Genomic DNA, 17,114 nt, shown 5'->3' with positions numbered 1-17,114 from the left:
TCGAAGGGGCAGGGTTTCATGTCGAAGTTGCCAGCATTTCTGTCCTCGCTCCTCTTTTGTCTCATGGTGCTTGGCGCGATCCCGGTGATGGCGCAGTCCAGCTCTGCCGGCAATGCACCTGCCGTTGCCCCGCCCCCCGAAAAGGTCGCCCAGCTTCTGAAGCTGCTGGATGACCCCGAGGTGAAGACCTGGCTACAAAACAAGCCGGCTACGAGGCTGGAAACGGCCGAGCAGGAGGCCACGCTTGCGGTCGAGGACATTGAGGCGCAGGCCCGCTCCCGTTTTCATGCCTTGCGTGCCGCCGTTCCGACCGTTCCGTCGGAGATCGCGAATGCGGCTGCCCGCGTTCGCCAGCAGGCAAGCGAACACGGATTTGCTCCCGCCGCCATCCTTCTGCTCGGAATCGTCTGTGTCGGCGCGGCATTCGAGTGGCTGTTTCGCCGGACGCTGCACAGGACAAAGTTCGAAAGCCCCGCTCTGGCGCAGGCCTACGCGCAATTCGGTCCGCTGATCGTGTTCACCGTGGCATCGGCGTTCATCTTCTTTGCCGTCAATTGGCCGCCGCTGCTGCGCGTCGTCGTGCTCTATTCCCTGCTATCGATCATCGCTTATCGGCTTGCCATGGGGTTCTGCCGCATTTCGATGGATGTTGGCGGTACCTCGCGTTTTCACTACAGCCGCATCCGGATCTTCGCCGCCGTTCTTGCCATCGGCATCGCGATCTGGTCCATGTGCCGTCCGCTGGGCGTCAATCCCGATGCGCGCGCAGTGATCGTCTACCTTTTTTCGCTGGCGCTATTCCTCGTCGCCCTGGAAACGATCTGGCACCGGCCGTTTGATCGGAAGGGCAATCCGCCGACGCGCACCGGCAACATCGTCGCGTCCCTGTATCTTGCAGCCCTGTGGCTGCTTTGGTGCGTCAATCTCAGCGGTTTCTTCTGGATCGGCATCTACGCAGTCGTCCTTCCCAGGATCCTTTTGGGCGCGGAACGCGTCACCAGCGCCTTTGCTCTGACGCGCTGGAGCGAAAACGCCGTCAACTCGCCGCGCATGGTCCTGCTTGTCAGAGGCGTCCGGGCCATCATCATCCTGCTCGCGCTCGGCTGGCTCGGCCTTGTCTGGCGCTACAATCCGAACGTCATCGCGCGCGACAATCCGTTTCTCCAGACACTGATCTATGGGCTGTTCAAGAGCGTCATCATCCTGCTGATCGCCGATTTGGCCTGGCAGCTTGCCAAATCCTACATTGACAGCAGGCTGCCTTCCGCCGAGAGCGACGTCGGCCTCGCTCCTGACGTGGCCGCCCGGCGCGCACGCCTGCGCACGCTGCTGCCGATCTTCCGCAACGCGCTGGCAGCCGTCCTCATCTGCGTTGCCGCCATGACCGTGCTTGCCGAAATGGGCGTCCAGATCGGTCCCATCATCGCAGGCGCCGGCATTTTCGGCGTGGCCATCGGTTTCGGCTCGCAGACCCTCGTCAAGGATATCGTCAGCGGCGTTTTCTACCTGATGGACGACGCCTTCCGCGTGGGCGAATGGATCGAAAGCGGCAGCTATAACGGCGTGGTGGAATCCTTCAGCCTGCGCTCTATCCGCCTCAGGCACCACCGTGGTTCGGTCTTCACCGTCCCCTTTGGCGAGTTGGGCGCCATCCGCAACGGTAGCCGCGACTGGGTGGTCGACAAGTTCCGCATCCGCGTGCCGTTCAAGACCGACATCAACAAAGTCGGCAAGATTGCCAAGGAGATCGGCAAACAACTGCTGGAGGATCCGGAACTCGGACCGCACTTCATCAAGCCTTTGAAGTTGAAGGGCGTCGAGCAGATCGGCGAGTTTGGAATCGAGATCAGCTTCGGCTTTACCGCACGACCGACAGGCGAGCAGACGGCGATAAGGCGCCGTGCCTACACGATGATCACGCAGGCCTTTGCGGAAAACGACATCTCGTTCGCCCAGCCCACCTTCCAGGTCGGCGGGGAGGAAAAGGAAGCGGCGGCGGCGGCGCTCTACAAGCGCCAGGCCGACGCCGCAGCCCAGGCCGCTGCCGAAGGCGGAGCGTCCGGGGGAACGTGATCCTACCTGCGCTGATCAGCGCCGCGGTATGACGGCGCGCCTCCGCGCCGGCAGCGGTCACGGTAGAATCCGTCGGCAGAAAGAAGGCAGCCTGCTCAGGCGAAGGCCGGCGAGGCCTCGCAGAGCGCGATCTTGAGCTTCTCCATTGCACGGTTCTCGATCTGGCGAACCCGCTCCTTGGATATGCCGAGGTCGGCACCGAGTTCTTCCAGTGTCGAGCTGCTGTCTGCCAGCCGTCGGGCGCGGATGATCTTCATCTCGCGCTCGTTGAGCCGTGACAGCGCCCGTTGCAGCCAAGCCCGCCGGCGTTCGCCGTCGATCATCTCCGTGACCTCCTCGTCAGGCAGCGGCGCATCGCTGGCGAGGAAGTCCTGGTGGCTCGCACCGCCCTCCTCGCCGCCGGAAACCGGCGCCTGCAGGGAAACGTCCGACGATGCCAGCCGCGCGTCCATGTTGCGCACGTCGGCAGTACTCACCTTCAGCGCGCCCGCAATCTCGTTGTAGATCGTCTCCGACGTCAGGTTCACGTCACCACGGGCGATGCGCGCGCGCAGCCGCCGCAAATTGAAGAACAGCGCCTTCTGTGCCGAACTGGTGCCGCCGCGCACGATCGACCAGTTGCGCAGCACATAGTCCTGGATCGACGCACGGATCCACCAGGTGGCATAGGTCGAGAACCGCACCTCCCGTTCCGGCTCGAAACGGGCCGCAGCCTCCAGAAGGCCGATATATCCCTCTTGCAGGAGATCGTTGAAGGGCAGACCGAAATTGCGGAAGCGCGCCGCGATCGAAATGACGAGGCGCATGTGCGCCATCGCGATCCGGTTTCGCGCTTCCTGATCGTGATCCTTCCGCCACGCCACAGCGAGAGCCTGCTCTTCGTCACGCTCCAGATAGGGTGCGGACATGGCGATCTTGATCATGCGACGATCTGCGGCGGTGGTAGCCATTGGCGTCTCCCCTGAGCCGGGATTGAAAGGATCCACGATCAACCCGACCGCGGTATTCACCTGACAATGCATGCGTCTGCGGGATCTTCGCTGGGCGCCCCTCCTGCGGGATGCGAAGACCGAAGGCCTTGGAGGAGAAATCTCCCTTGGATCTGTCACCTGCAAGGCATGTTACACTGCTCGTAGGCGCTGAGCGAGTGGTGAAATCTTATAGCCGGTATAGCCTTCTCCCGGCTTGTCGATCCTTTCGATATCTGGACGAAAGAGCGGGCAAGATTGAACTGCCGCAAAGAAACAGACGTGCCAGCACGAATTGTCATTCGACCTGAATTCGTGCGGTGCAAAAAAGTTCCAATAAAAAACCCGGCTGGAGGGCCAGCCGGGTTGAATGATGAAGCGGATGGGAGCGCCCTTAGGCGGCTTCGTCCTGTGCGTCGTCGTCTTCGAGGACCTTGCCGCGCTTCGGCCCCTTGTTCAGGTTGGCCTCTACGAGACGAACGGCCTCGGTTTCCGACATCTTGTTGACGGCGGCGATTTCGCGCGCCATGCGGTCAAGGGCAGCTTCGTAGAGCTGACGCTCGGAATAGGATTGCTCAGGCTGGTTCTCGGCACGGTAGAGGTCGCGCACGACTTCTGCGATCGAGATCAGGTCGCCGGAATTGATCTTGGCATCGTATTCCTGCGCGCGCCGCGACCACATGGTGCGCTTCACGCGGGCCTTGCCCTGGACAACCTTCAACGCGCGGTCGACGAAATCGGTCTCGGAGAGCTTGCGCATGCCGATGGAAACGGCCTTGGCGACCGGAACCTTCAGGCGCATCTTGTCCTTTTCGAAGTCGATGACAAAAAGCTCGAGCTTCATGCCGGCGACTTCCTGCTCTTCGATGGCGACGATCTGGCCGACACCGTGAGCCGGATAAACGATGGATTCACCGGTCTTGAAACCCTGACGCGTGGAAGATTTCTTCTGCTGGATCGTCATTCTATTCAAATACTCCCTGTAACGCTCCCGGCATAGCCGGGGCCGGGTCAAGAAGGCCCGGGAAAGACGGAGACACCGTCGGAGTGACACCATTCCTGGTCCGGCCAACAAGGCACAAACGAAAGTGGCGGCGCGAACACGAAACAGCAACGCTGACGTGGCTTATGAAGGTGAGCGGCGCCTTTGGGATCGTTTGCTTTCGTGGTGGTGTTCGGGCACACCAAGTGCCTTAACGTGGATCAGTATGGCGACCCTACCACAAAAAAGTGCGGAAATCAATAATTTGCTTCGCATGGGTCATCAAGCCTGCCCTATCACTTTCGGGCTGGCTCATCGCGTTTTCCCCAATTCGAACGTCGCCTGCCGGCGCTTGCGGCCGGATCAGTCGCCCTGGCCGGGTTCGGTGGAAAAGTACTTCTCGTACTTTCCTTCCTCGCCGTCATAGGCCTTGGCTTCGGCCATCGCATCCTTCTTGACCGTGATGTTCGGCCAGATCTGTGCGAATTCCGCGTTGATCTTCAACCACTTGTCGAGCCCTGGCTCGGTATCCGGCTTGATGGCCTCTGCCGGACACTCCGGCTCGCACACGCCGCAATCGATGCATTCGTCCGGATGGATGACGAGGAAGTTCTCGCCCTCATAGAAACAGTCCACCGGGCAGACCTCGACACAATCCGTATACTTGCAGCGAATGCAATTGTCGGTCACGACGTACGTCATGAATAACTCCAGCGAATTTCCTTCACCGAGGGCGGGCGACCGTCACCTCTGCCGGCAGACCCCGGCGGAAAACGGGGAAACAGGGCCGAAAATGGCGCCCGGCAACCTCCGTTTCTGTTGTGGACGTAAAGGCTTTGGCACGTGTTTGCAAGAATAAACCATCCGTGAAATCGACCGCTTGCGGGACAGTTTTCTAATCGTCCGGCGGATCGAAACGCCCACGTAGCGCATCGGTTTCACGCCGCTCCCGCTTCGTCGGGCGGCCGGCGCCACGCTCCCGAGTCACCTGTTCGAAAGGGTTGCGCTCGTCGCGCGGCAGCGGCGGCGGTGTCTGGTCCTCATAGAGCGTGCGGGCTTCCTCGTAGGGGCCGCGGCGCACGCCCGGCAGGAGCACCTTCACCACCAGATCACGACGGTCGAGCGACAGGATGATCGTGTCGCCGACCTTGACATTGAACGACGATTGCCGGACCGGTTGCCCGTTCACCGAGACGTCTCCCTGCTCCACCGACTTCGCGGCGAGCGAGCGGGATTTTCGCAGGCGGGCGAAGAACAGCCACTTGTCGATCCGCTGGCGGCCCTGGGCCGGCTCCGGTCGATCCGATGGCTGTCCGCGCCCATCCGTCATGCCGTTACTTCTTCATCTGCTCCTTGAGAGCGGCCAGCTTGGCGAAGGGCGAATCCGGATCGATCGGCTTCTCCTTGCGCGGCGGGCGCGCCTCGAACTTGACGGGCTTGCTGCCACGATCGTCCCGCTGCGGACGGTCGTTGCGCTCCGGCCTGCCGCCCTGCGGCTTTCCGTCGCGCCCCTTGGCGAATTCGGGACGCCCGCCCTGGCGGGGCCCGTCCCGGCGGTCGCCGTCACGACGTTCACCATCGCGACGCCCGCCACCCTGTTTCTGTCCGCGCTCGCCGCGACGATCGTCCTGACCCTGGCTGCTCTGTGAATGGTTGCGCTGGCCATGATTGCGCTGCCCCTGGCGCGCATTGTCGCTACGACCGCCCGGACGCCACAGCAGAACCGGGCGCACTTCCGCCGGCGTTTCGTCCGTGGCCGGCGCCGTTTCCGACGGAGATTGGGCGGCAGCCGGCACTTCCTCGGACACGGCAGCATCCGATGCCTGGCTTTCGGCAGCCTCGGCTACGGTCGCAGCATCTCCGGCGGCGGCAGTCTCGCCTTCCGCGTCGGCATCGTCCACCGACGCCGCGGCCTCCTCGACAGATGCTTCTGCCGCGACTTCGGCCTCGGGCTTTGCTGCGATCTTCGCATCCTCCGCACCGAGGAAAGCAGCGGCTTCTTCCGCCTTGACGCTATCGGCGCGATAGCCGAGCCCTTTCAGGATTTCTTCCATGTCGTCCGGCGTCGCGCCGAGAATGGAGAGCATCGACGTGGTCGCCGTAAAGCGGCGGCCGTCATAGGCGCCTTCCGGGCGTGGCGTTGTGCCCGGCTTCCACTGCAGCAGCGGCCGGATGATGTCTGCAAGCCGCTCGAGAATGTCGATGCGCACGGCGCGCTTGCCGAGGAAGCGGAAGCCCGCAAGCTTGTAGAAGGCCCGTTCAAAGCTTGGATCTGTGACGATGGACGTGCGCCCGGCCGCCAGCGCTGGGATGAGTTCCCCGTATCCCGGCTTGTCCAGGCCGTCGTTCTTTAGCGCCCAGAGCAGGGTGATCAGCTCGGCCGGAGCCGGCTTCAGAAGCGCCGGCATGAAAATGTGATAGGCGCCGAAACGAATGCCGTGCTTGCGGATCGAGGCGCGCGCCTCCTGGTCCAGAGACTTCACGTCGTCAGCTACGTCGCGTCGGAAAAGAACGCCGAGGCTCTCGACGAGCTGGAACGCCAGGCCCTTGGCAAGGCCCTGCAGGTCCTCTGCGCGCGACAGATCGTCGAGCGGCTTGAGCACGGTGGCGATATGGTGATTGACGAAGCGCTCGATACGCGCTGCGACGTGATCGCGGGCACTGCCGGTCAGCTGCTCGTCGGCAAGCACGATGACGCGCGGACGCATGACATGCTCGCTCGCCGCAAGACGGGCAACCGGATCGCCCAGCCAGCGAACCGTACCATCCGAGCCGATCGCCAGATCGCCATTGCCGGCTGCGTGAAGCCTGGCTGCGCGCGCTTCGAATTCGAGGGCGAGCGCCTTCTGGGCCGCACCCTGCACCGCCTTCGCGTCAGGCCCTTCCGTGCCTGAAGCAAGCGTGAACCGGAAACCGGCCAATTGCCCCACATGATGTCCTTCGACGAAGACATCGCCATTCACACTGATTTCCGCTTCCAGCATCGCATTCTCTCTCAGGCGCTTCATGAGCACAGATGTCCTGCGATCAACAAAGCGTTTCGTCAACCTTTCATGTAACGCGTCGGACAATCGATCCTCGATTTCCCGCGTCTTTTCCTGCCAGTGTGTCGGATCGGCCAACCAGTCGGGGCGATTCGACACATAGGTCCATGTTCTTATCTGCGCGATTCGTGCCGAAAGCGTGTCGATCTCGCCATCGGTGCGATCCGCACGCCGCACCTGCTCGGCGAGGAAATCCTCGTTCACCGTACCGCGTCGAACGAGATCGGCATAGAGGGTAGAGATGAGATCGGCGTGCTGCGCCGGCGTGATACGGCGATAGTCCGGTAGCGCGCAGGCCTCCCAGAGCTTTTCCACCCGCTCAGGCGTCGTCGCCATCTCCCTGACGTCGGGATAGCGCGACAGGTGCTCGAGCGCCTGCTGGTCGACGGCCGGCAGCGCACGCGCCAGCCCGCTGACCGCCGGCGGCGCATCGAGACTTGCCTTGAGGTTGGCGATCGACGAAAAATCGAGCCGCTTGGAGCGCCATTGCAGCACGCGGACGGGATCGAACTCGTGCGCCTCGATCCGCTCGACCAGTTCCGGCTCGAAAGGATCCACCCTCCCGGTCACGCCGAAGGTCCCGTCGCGCATGTGGCGGCCGGCACGACCTGCGATCTGCCCGAGCTCGCCCGGATTGAGATTGCGGTACTGATAGCCGTCGAACTTGCGATCCTGCGCGAAGGCGACATGGTCCACGTCGAGGTTGAGCCCCATGCCGATGGCATCGGTCGCAACCAGGTATTCGACGTCGCCCTCCTGGTAGAGGCCCACCTGTGCGTTGCGGGTACGCGGCGAAAGCGCCCCCAGAACGACGGCAGCGCCGCCCCGCTGGCGGCGGATCAATTCGGCGATCGCATATACCTCGTCGGCGGAAAAGGCGACGATGGCCGTTCGCTGCGGCAGGCGGGTGATCTTCTTCGAACCCGCATAGAAAAGCTGCGAAAGCCGCGGGCGCTCGACCACGGTGATGCCCGGCAGAAGATGTTCGAGGATCGGCTTCATCGTCGCCGCCCCAAGCAGCAGCGTCTCCTCGCGACCACGCAGGTGCAGGATTCGGTCGGTGAAGATGTGGCCGCGCTCCAGATCGCCTGCAAGCTGCACCTCGTCGATCGCCACGAAGGCGGCACGCGTCTCGCGCGGCATCGCCTCGACGGTGCAGACGGAATAGCGGGCCATATGCGGCGTGATCTTCTCCTCGCCGGTCACCAGCGCGACGTTGTGATGGCCGACCTTCTCGACGAGCCGCGTATAGACCTCACGCGCCAGCAACCGGAGCGGCAGTCCGATCACGCCCGTTTCATGCGCCACCATGCGTTCGATTGCGTAATGGGTCTTGCCGGTGTTGGTCGGCCCGAGCACCGCGGTGACACCGCGGCCGCTCAATATCATCGGTGCAGCAGACAAGGCTTGCCTCGGAGAGTATCGATCGTCCGGCAACGGTGGCCCGTCGCCGGCAACACAAATGCCCATCGCAGCGCAAGATAGCAAGGGCAGGTTAGGACTTGCGGGCCATTTCACGCGGATATTCAGGAGATTGCATGTCCGCAGATCCCTGTTTGGAACAGTCTGCGAACGAATCGGAGACGAAACGAAGACTCCAGCTGATTCAGGTTTTGTTCCCTACAGCATGTTGGTGGCCAGCCGATTCCGCTCCCCAGATGTTGAATCCGGCCCTCGCGGAAGCCGAGTCCTGCGGCAGCGCCCGCAACTTCTCGACAAAAGCCTGTAAAGGCCCTTCGCGAGGTATGCTTAATACTTCTTTCGACGTAGCACCTGACGCCAGCCGAGTCTCTAGCCGGCAGGAGGCAGGAAACGCCAAACCGTCGTGCGCTTGACCTCGCTGTCTTCCAGCGCCCGCGTCACCTGAACCTCATAGGTCGAAAGCTGCGCCATACCTTCCCGCGGACAGTAGGACCGCCCCGGATCGCCGACGAGCACCATGGCTCCCCTCGCCGAAAGCGCGGAAAACCAGGGGATCAGTACGTCTGCGAAACTCTTGTCGTAGAAGACGTCGCCGGCCAGGACGACGTCCCAGCCCTCATCCTCGCCGACAATGTCTTCGAGACTGGTCCGCACGGCGACGTCGTTCAATTGGGCGTTGAGGCGGATCGCCGTCCAGCTCCATGGATCGATGTCCGCCGCCAGCACGTTCGCCGCGCCCGCTCGCTTCGCCGCAATCGCCACCAGGCCGGAGCCGCTGGCGAAATCCAGCACCGTGCGGCCGGAAACCACCTCCGGGTGATCCAGGAGGTAGCGTGCCAGCCCCTGCCCGCCGGCCCAGGCGAAGGCCCAGAACGGCGGCGGCAGGCCGATCTCCTCGAGTTCCTCTTCCGTCTTCAGCCAGAGGTCATGCGCCTCGGACGCAAGCCGCAGCCTGATTTCCGGCACGTGCGGGGGCGACAGGATCGCGGTATTATCGACAATGAAGCGTTCGGGATCGGTCTTCACGAGGATCAGCGAGGCGGATTTTCCAGCCCGCCCATGCGGCAGACCTCGATCCATTCCTCCTCCGTCACGGGCTGGACGGACAGCCGCATGGAGGTGACCAACGACATGTTGTGGAGCTTGGGATTGGCCTTGATCTCCTTCAGCGAGACCGGCTTCGGCATGTCGCAGACGGCGCGGATGTCGACGCAGTCCCAGCGGGGATCGTCATCCGCCGTCGAATCGGGATGCGAAAGCGCGCAGACCTCGGTGATGCCGACGATATCAAGGCCCTCGTTGGAGTGATAGAAGAACCCCTTGTCGCCGATCTTCATGGCCCTCATGTTGTTGCGCGCAAGATAGTTGCGCACGCCGTTCCATTCGGTGCCCTTCTCGCCGGCATCCTTCTGCATCTGCCAAGACCATTTGAAGGGCTCGGACTTGTATAGCCAGTATGCCATCGACGTCAGGCCTCCGGATTGTTGAAGACCCAGTTCCACGGCTTTACGTCCACCGTGGCGAACAGCCCGGCCTTGGCGTAGGGATCGGCTTCGGCCAGCGCCCGGGCCGCCTCGATGCTGTCGGCCTTCACCACCACGAGGCTGCCATTGGGCTTGCCGTCGGCGTCGAGAAAGGGACCGGCGAAGGCAAGCTTGTCCTCTTCGTTCAGCCTGTTGAGATGCGCCACATGTTCGGGGCGGGTGTCGAGACGCAGCTGCAGTGCGCCAGGCTTGTCGGTGCAGAGGATGGCAAACAGCACGACTTATCCTTTCTCTTTGAATTCCTGGGTAATGGGTCGGGTCATCAGTTTCCCGATCGCCGTCGGCAGATCCAGCTTGCCGTCGATGATGGCGGCGACCGCATCGGTGATCGGCATGTCGATCTTGCGCTCGGTGGCCACCTGCGAGGCGACGCCGGCGGCAAAGGCGCCTTCGACGAGGTCGCCCGACCAGCCATCGGCATTGCCCTGCCGCCCGAGCGCGATGCCGAAGCGCAGGTTGCGCGATTGGTGGCTGGTGCCGGTGAGAACAAGATCGCCGAGCCCCGACAGGCCCGTCACCGTGGCCGCGTCGCCGTCATGCGCGGCGACGAAGCGCGACATCTCCGCAAGGCCCCGCGAAATCAGCGCGGCGCGGGCGGAATCGCCGAGCCCGGCGCCCTCGACGATGCCGCAGGCGATCGCAAGCACGTTCTTCAACGCCCCGCCGAGCTGCACGCCGATCCGGTCGGCGGACGGATACAGTCGGAAGGTCGGGCCGGAAAGGACGCGCGCAAGTTCGGCGGCCTTCTCCATCGTCGCCGCTGCGACGACCATGGCCGTCGGCAGCCCGCGGGCAATATCGGCCGCAAAGCCGGGTCCGGAAAGAACCGCGACATGCTGCCTCGGCAGTTCCTCTTCCAGAACGTCGGTCAGAAGGCGACCGCTTGCCTTCTCCATCCCCTTGGCGCAGATGACGACCGAAGCCCCGTCGGCAAGAAATGAGGCGAGCTCGCGCGCAGCCTCGCGCTGCACCTGCGACGGCATGGCGAAAAGAACGACCGGCGCCTGCCTCAGGACGGCCGGATCGGTCGTAACGGCAAGCGACGCCGACAATGCGATGCCCGGCAGAACGGTTTCGTTGCGCCTTGTGTCGCGGATCTCGCGCACGGTCTCGTCACGCCGTGCTAGCAGGGCAACGGGAACATCCCCCGTCTGCGCCACCACTGTGGCAAGGGCCGTGCCGAAAGCACCGGCACCGACAACCACGACATGCGGGTTCGTCCTCATGCCTTGGCTCCCCTCTTGCCGGAGCCGAGAATGGCAGCAGCATCGGCGTCGAGCGGCCAGCGCGAGCGAGGAGACACCGACAATTCGTCTGCCGCAAGGCCCGCGGCCATGCGCTCAAGGCCGGCCCAGGCGATCATCGCCGCGTTGTCGGTGCAAAGAGCGAGCGGCGGCGCGACGAAGCGGAAGCGGTTGCGATCGCAAAGCTCCTGCAATGTCGCGCGCAGAACCTTGTTTGCGGCGACGCCGCCTGCAACCACCAGCGCCGGCTGCGAGGCGTCGGGAAATTCCTGTCGGAAGCGCTCCAGGCCGCGTCCGATCCTGTCCTGCAACGTGCGGGAGACGGCCTTCTGGAACGACGCGCAGATATCTGCCACGTCCTGCTCGGAAACCGGCTCGATCGACTGCGCCGCCTGGCGAACGGCGGTCTTCAGTCCCGAAAAGGAGAAATCCAGCCGCTTTTCACCGACCAGCGGCCTCGGAAAGGTGAAGCGGTCCGCATTGCCGGATGCGGCCGCCCGTTCCACCGCGGGTCCACCGGGATAGGGAAGGCCCAGAAGCTTGGCCGTCTTGTCGAAAGCCTCGCCGAGCGCATCGTCGATGGTCGTTCCCCAGCGCTCATATTCACCCACGCCGCGCACCAGCACGAGCTGCGTATGCCCGCCCGACACGAGCAGCATCAGATAGGGGAAATCCAGCTTGTCGGTAAGGCGCGCCGTCAGCGCATGTCCTTCGAGATGGTTGACGGCATAGAGCGGCTTTGCAGTGGCGCGCGCGATCGCTTTTCCCGTCATCAGACCGACGATGAGACCGCCGATAAGTCCCGGCCCGCTGGTCGCGGCAATAGCGTCGATGTCGGCCAGCGTCATGTTCGCTTTCGCAAGCGCCTGAAGGATCAGATCGTCCAGTGCTTCCACATGGGCGCGCGCCGCAATTTCCGGAACGACCCCGCCATAGGCGCTGTGTTCGTCCAGCTGGCTGAGCACGACATCGCCGAGAATCGTCCCCTGCCCGGCCTCATCGCGCACGACGACGGCGGCGGCCGTTTCGTCGCAGCTCGTTTCAATGCCAAGGATGGTCAGGTGGGACGACATGAAGCACGCTGTTTCATTGCGATGGTGGTAAAAGCCGGTTACGAGAGCTTCCGGTAACAACGGATCAAGGCGGATGCAAACAAAACCTTTCAGGATCGGCACGCGCGGCAGCCCGCTCGCACTGGCACAGGCGCACGAGACGCGCGCGCGCCTGATGGCGGCGCACGGCCTGCCCGAGGAGATGTTCGAGATCGTCGTGCTCTCCACGAAGGGCGACCGCATCACCGACCGGGCGCTGTCGGAAATCGGCGGCAAGGGGCTGTTTACCGAGGAGATCGAGGCGCAGCTGTTTTCCGGCGACCTGGACTTCGCCGTGCATTCCTCCAAGGACATGTCGACACGCCTGCCGGAGGGCCTGGAGCTCGCAGCCTTCCTGCCCCGCGAGGACCCCCGCGACGCCTTCGTGGGCCGGACGGCGGCAAAGCTTCCCGACCTTCCCTACGGCGCGACAGTCGGCTCCGCATCGCTGCGGCGGCAGGCGCAGATCCGCAAGCTGCGGCCGGACATCAACGTGGTGACGTTCCGTGGCCAGGTCGATACGCGCTTGCGCAAGCTCGCCGAAGGGCAAGCGGACGCCACGCTGCTCGCCTATGCCGGCCTGAAACGGATCGGCAAGCAGGACGTCGCCACGCAAATCCTCGAAACCGACATGTTCCTGCCCGCCCCCGCGCAAGGCGCAATCTGCGTCGAGGCGCGGATCGGCGACCGCCGGATCGGCGATCTGCTGGCTGCGATCAACGACCGGGCGACGAGCGACGCCGTAACGTGCGAACGCGCCTTCCTTGCCGTGCTCGACGGCTCCTGTCGGACGCCGATCGCCGGATATGCCCTCTGCGAGGGCGGACGCCTCCGCTTCCGCGGCATGATCCTGACGCCCGACGGCTCGCGTTTCCACGAAGCGCAGAGCGAGGGGATGGCAACGGACGCCGCCGAACTCGGCGAAAAGGCGGGCCATGCCGTCCGTGAAACGGCCGGCACGTCGTTCTTCGACGGGTGGCGCTGATGCGCGTTCTCGTCGTTCGACCGCAGGCTTCGGCAGAACGGACCGCCGCGAAACTTGCAGCCCTTGGCCACGCGCCGGCTGTCGTCGCGCTGGCAAAGCCGGTGCACGACACACAGGCGGCAATGGCCGGCCTGTGTCGGCAGCATTCGGCGATCGCGATCACGAGCGCGGAGGCCGCAAGGGTGCTTCGGTCCATAGGACCCGATATCGACCGGCACCTGCTGACCACCGTTTTCGCAGTCGGCCGCGCAACCGCGCGAGCGGCGAACGAAGCAGGCTTCCGCACCGTTCTTGCCTCGGAAGGCAGCGACGGAAACAGCCTCGCAGACCTGATCGTCTCCCACCGCCAGCAATACGGCGTGCCGGCCGATCCGCTGCTTTATCTGGCAGGTGTGCCCCGTTCCAGGCAATTCGAAAAGCGCCTGGATGCGGAGGAGGTTATCTATGATGTCGCCGAATGCTACCGCATGGAAGCGGTGCGCCCGAAACGAACGGAATTGCGTCCACTGATTATCGACGAACATGCCGATGCCGTGCTTCTCTATTCGCGCGAGGCGGCGCGGCACTTCTTCGAACTGCCGCTCGTGAGCGAGCATCTGGACAGCCTCGAAAACACGCTGTTCCTCTGTATCAGCCGCAACGTCGCTTCCGTGGTGCCGGAACGTTTTTCGAATTCCGTCGTCGTGGCGGCGATGCCGACCGAAGAAGCCCTGCTGGACCTGCTCTGAGAGTTGTACTCGGACCGCTTCCGCCGATCGATGGCCGCTTAAATCGAAGGAGGGGCTTTCCCTCGCCACCTTCCCTTACTAGTTTTACCTATCGCATTGCAAAACAAGGAGGCCGTCATGGAACCGGAAAAGCCGACACGCCGAAAGAAGGCAGGCGAGCCGCCCGTGACCATCGACCTCGAAGCGTCACCGTCAACGGAAGAGGCAAAGGAGGCAATCCAGCCGGATATGCCTTCCGACGTGCAACCGGCCGATCACACGGCGTCCTCCACCGCGGCGGATGAGCCCGTTCCGGCGGCCGCGGGGGCGCCGGCCGAAGATTCTTCCCCCGCCTCGCATTCCTCTGCTCGTGACACCACGGCGGAAACCTTCTCGCAGCCTCGTTTCGATGAGCCCCCCAAGCCCGAGCACCGGGCCGGAAAATCTGGGGCCCTTGCCGCGGCCATCGTCGGTGGCCTGGTGGCGCTCGCAGGCGCCGGCGCCCTGCAATATGGCGGATACCTCCCGGCACTTGGGCCGGAGGGACGGAACGGCGGAGACATGACGGCGGTCAAGGCCGAGGTCGAAACGCTGAAGTCGCGCCTAGCAGCTCTGCAGTCCTCCGCAAGTTCGGCTGCCGCCGACCTTCAGCCCATCGAGACGCGCTTGTCCGCGCTAGAACGGACGGCGACGGACAATCCCGCCGGCGCAACACTCGGCGAGGAGGCCCAGCAGTCGATCGCGACGCTGGAGGCGACCGTTGCCAAGTTGAGCTCGGACATGGCCGCGCTGCGTGAGCAGGCGGCGACAGCCGAGCGCGCCGCTGCCGATCGCTCGGCACAGCTGGGCCAGCGGATCGACGCTGCGGAGCAGAAGCTTGCCGAGCCGCGCAGCGACGTGGCGATGGCACGTGCCGTGGCAGCGACCGCCTTGAAGACGGCGATCGATCGCGGCGGCCCCTATCTGGCCGAGCTCGAAGCCTATGTCAGCGTCTCGCCCGACGACCCGTCGGCCGCCACGCTTCGGGCGCAGGCCGCTACCGGAGTGCAGTCCCGCTCCGATCTCGTTCGCGACTTCCAGCCGATCGCCGATCGGATGATCGAGGCGGTGCATCAGCCGACCGGCGATCAGGGCATCGTCGCGCGACTGATGGCCAGCGCATCTTCCGCAATCACGGTGCGCCCCGTCGGCAGCGTCGAGGGCGACACGCCCGAGGCCATCGTCGCGCGGATCGAGAACAAGCTGCAGAACGGCGACTTTAAAGGCGCGCAGATCGAATGGCAGACTCTGCCCGAAGTCGCCCGCAACGCCGGCGCGGACTTCAAAACGGCGCTGGACCAGCGCATCACAGTCGAAGAGAGCGTCGGCGCCATCGTATCCGGCGCCATGACGCAGAGCGGCAACCAGAACTGAGGGGCGAGGCGAAAATGACAAGATTGCTCTTCTTCGTTCTGATCGTCCTGGCACTCGGCGCAGGCTTTGCCTGGCTCGCCGACCGGCCCGGCGAACTTTCGATCATTTGGCAGGGCCAGCGCATTGCGATGAGTCTGATGGTGGCGGCGACCATAGCCGTTTCCGTAATCGCGGCCATCCTTCTCACGTGGTGGGTGCTGCGCGTGGTGCTGACCTCGCCCTACGCGCTCCAACGCCATTTCCGCGCCCGCAAGCGCGACCGCGGCTATCAGGCTCTGTCGACCGGGCTGATCGCGGCGGGGGCAGGCGACGCGGCCTCCGCCCGCAAGATGCTGGCCCGGACCAAGGGCCTCATCAACGCCGACCAGGAGCCGCTCGTCCATCTCCTCGAAGCGCAGGCGGCCCTCATCGAGGGGCATCACGACGATGCGCGGCGGAAGTTCGAGCTAATGGCCGACGATCCGGAAACGCGAGAACTGGGACTGCGCGGGCTGTACCTGGAAGCACGTCGCCTGGGTGCTGTGGAGGCCGCGCGGCAATATGCCGAGCGCGCCGCCGAAAATGCGCCGCAGCTTCCCTGGGCCGCCGATGCGGTTCTCGAGCATCGCTCGCAGACCGGCGAGTGGGACCACGCCCTGAAACTGCTGGACCAGCACAAGGCGGCCTCGCCGGAAGAGCGCAAGCAGCTCGATCGGCGCAAGATGGTGATCCTGACGGCCCGCGCCGGCGCAAAGCTGGAAAGCGAAACCGATCCCAAGGGGGCAAGGGACGATGCGCAGGCTGCCCTGAAGATCGACGAGACGTTCATTCCCGCGGGCCTGATCGCCGCCAAGGCCTATCTGCGCGAAGGCAACCTGCGCAAGGCCTCCCACATTCTCGAACGCCTCTGGAAGGCGACGCCGCATCCGGACGTGGCGCGCCTGTTCATCCATTCCCGCGCCGGCGATTCAGCGCTCGACCGCTACAAGCGCGCCCAGAAGCTGGAGGCACTGCACCCGAACAACGCGGAGACGCTGTTTGCGGTGGCGCAGGCTGCACTGGACGCACGCGAATTTGCCGTCGCGCGGGCAAAGGCGGAAGCGGCCGCGCGGCTGGCGCCGAGCGAGCGCGCCTATCTTCTCCTTGCCGATATCGAGGATGCGGAGACAGGCGATCAGGGCCGCATCCGACACTGGATGAACCAGGCGTTGAAGGCGCCGCGCGATCCGGCTTGGACGGCGGACGGCATCACCTCGCCGGAATGGCTGCCGGTGTCACCGGTGACGGGTAAGCTGGATGCCTTCGAGTGGAAGACGCCGGTCAGCGAGTGGCAGGGGCCTGTGGAAGAAGGCGCCGCCAACCCCGCCGAGGAGGCAATCCGCACGCTCCCGCCGGTCGCCATACCCGACCGCCGCCCGAAGGACCGACCGACCGAGCCGGAACAGCCGGCCACTCGCGTGCCGGATCCGATCGAAATCAGGCGGGCCGCCGAAAGTGAGCCGGAAAAGCCGGCCTCCCCGGCGAAATCGCCAGTCTCGCCGGTGTCGCCGCAGGACGAGCCGAAGCCGTTCTTCGGCGGGCTTCCTGATGATCCCGGGGTCAAGAATGAAAGCCAGCGGGCGTCGAGCAACGGCAGCAGCAGCTTTCGCCTTTTCTAGGGCG

General features: G+C 64.3%; 15 protein-coding genes. 5 read left to right on the top strand and 10 right to left on the bottom strand.

The features are described from left to right. Nucleotides 1–18 precede the first annotated feature (18 nt). Nucleotides 19–2,073, top strand: a complete 2,055-nt coding sequence (locus tag CRO48_RS17735; RefSeq protein ID WP_097141202.1) for a mechanosensitive ion channel family protein — start codon at nucleotides 19–21, stop codon at nucleotides 2,071–2,073. 95 nt (nucleotides 2,074–2,168) lie between these two features. On the opposite strand, the gene CRO48_RS17730 is transcribed toward CRO48_RS17735, so the two are convergent. From CRO48_RS17730 to tsaD, 10 genes are all read right to left on the bottom strand, one after another. Beyond that, nucleotides 2,169–3,023, bottom strand: a complete 855-nt coding sequence (locus CRO48_RS17730) for an RNA polymerase factor sigma-32 (protein ID WP_097141201.1) — start codon at nucleotides 3,021–3,023, stop codon at nucleotides 2,169–2,171. Between the two features lie 412 nt (nucleotides 3,024–3,435). Further along, nucleotides 3,436–4,005: a CarD family transcriptional regulator gene (locus CRO48_RS17725; RefSeq protein WP_097141200.1), complete on the bottom strand. Its 570-nt coding sequence runs from the start codon at nucleotides 4,003–4,005 to the stop codon at nucleotides 3,436–3,438. A 381-nt stretch (nucleotides 4,006–4,386) separates the two neighbouring features. Next, on the bottom strand, nucleotides 4,387–4,725 hold the full coding sequence (gene fdxA, locus CRO48_RS17720) for a ferredoxin FdxA (RefSeq protein WP_097141199.1): 339 nt from the start codon (nucleotides 4,723–4,725) through the stop codon (nucleotides 4,387–4,389). 193 nt (nucleotides 4,726–4,918) lie between these two features. Continuing rightward, a complete protein-coding gene (locus CRO48_RS17715) occupies nucleotides 4,919–5,353 on the bottom strand; it encodes an RNA-binding S4 domain-containing protein (protein ID WP_097141198.1) in 435 nt (144 codons plus the stop codon). A 4-nt stretch (nucleotides 5,354–5,357) separates the two neighbouring features. Continuing rightward, nucleotides 5,358–8,456: a helicase-related protein gene (locus tag CRO48_RS17710; protein WP_097141197.1), complete on the bottom strand. Its 3,099-nt coding sequence runs from the start codon at nucleotides 8,454–8,456 to the stop codon at nucleotides 5,358–5,360. Nucleotides 8,457–8,858: 402 nt separating this feature from the next. Beyond that, nucleotides 8,859–9,515, bottom strand: coding sequence for a class I SAM-dependent methyltransferase (locus tag CRO48_RS17705; RefSeq protein WP_097141196.1), 657 nt, complete (start codon nucleotides 9,513–9,515; stop codon nucleotides 8,859–8,861). 5 nt (nucleotides 9,516–9,520) lie between these two features. Next, complete coding sequence (locus CRO48_RS17700; RefSeq protein WP_097141195.1) at nucleotides 9,521–9,952, bottom strand: EVE domain-containing protein; 432 nt, start codon at nucleotides 9,950–9,952, stop codon at nucleotides 9,521–9,523. A gap of 5 nt (nucleotides 9,953–9,957) precedes the next feature. Further along, the gene (locus CRO48_RS17695) at nucleotides 9,958–10,251 is read right to left on the bottom strand and encodes a YciI-like protein (protein WP_097141194.1); all 294 of its coding nucleotides are present in this window, start codon (nucleotides 10,249–10,251) and stop codon (nucleotides 9,958–9,960) included. A 3-nt stretch (nucleotides 10,252–10,254) separates the two neighbouring features. Next, the gene (locus tag CRO48_RS17690; RefSeq protein ID WP_097141193.1) at nucleotides 10,255–11,259 is read right to left on the bottom strand and encodes an NAD(P)H-dependent glycerol-3-phosphate dehydrogenase; all 1,005 of its coding nucleotides are present in this window, start codon (nucleotides 11,257–11,259) and stop codon (nucleotides 10,255–10,257) included. Continuing rightward, complete coding sequence (tsaD, locus tag CRO48_RS17685; RefSeq protein ID WP_097141192.1) at nucleotides 11,256–12,350, bottom strand: tRNA (adenosine(37)-N6)-threonylcarbamoyltransferase complex transferase subunit TsaD; 1,095 nt, start codon at nucleotides 12,348–12,350, stop codon at nucleotides 11,256–11,258. Before tsaD ends, CRO48_RS17690 begins: the two co-directional genes overlap by 4 nt. Nucleotides 12,351–12,423: 73 nt before the next feature. Here tsaD and hemC point away from each other — a divergent pair, with 73 nt between their 5' ends. The 4 genes from hemC to CRO48_RS17665 all read left to right on the top strand — a co-directional run bounded on the left by hemC (nucleotide 12,424) and on the right by CRO48_RS17665 (nucleotide 17,110). Then, a complete protein-coding gene (gene hemC / locus CRO48_RS17680) occupies nucleotides 12,424–13,353 on the top strand; it encodes a hydroxymethylbilane synthase (protein WP_097141191.1) in 930 nt (309 codons plus the stop codon). After that, a complete protein-coding gene (locus tag CRO48_RS17675) occupies nucleotides 13,353–14,081 on the top strand; it encodes a uroporphyrinogen-III synthase (protein WP_141402069.1) in 729 nt (242 codons plus the stop codon). The genes hemC and CRO48_RS17675 overlap by 1 nt, the downstream gene beginning before the upstream one ends. 117 nt (nucleotides 14,082–14,198) lie before the next feature. Continuing rightward, entirely contained in the window at nucleotides 14,199–15,473 is a 1,275-nt protein-coding gene (locus tag CRO48_RS17670) for a COG4223 family protein (RefSeq protein WP_097141189.1), read from the top strand. 14 nt (nucleotides 15,474–15,487) lie between these two features. Then, nucleotides 15,488–17,110 carry a heme biosynthesis protein HemY gene (locus CRO48_RS17665; RefSeq protein WP_097141188.1) on the top strand — a complete coding sequence of 541 codons (1,623 nt, stop codon included), beginning with the start codon at nucleotides 15,488–15,490 and terminating at the stop codon, nucleotides 17,108–17,110. Nucleotides 17,111–17,114 lie beyond the last annotated feature (4 nt).

Source organism: Rhizobium subbaraonis (assembly GCF_900220975.1).
Lineage (GTDB): Bacteria > Pseudomonadota > Alphaproteobacteria > Rhizobiales > Rhizobiaceae > Mycoplana > Mycoplana subbaraonis.
Note: the sequence above shows the minus strand (reverse complement) of the source record. Positions and strands in the feature narration are given on the sequence as shown.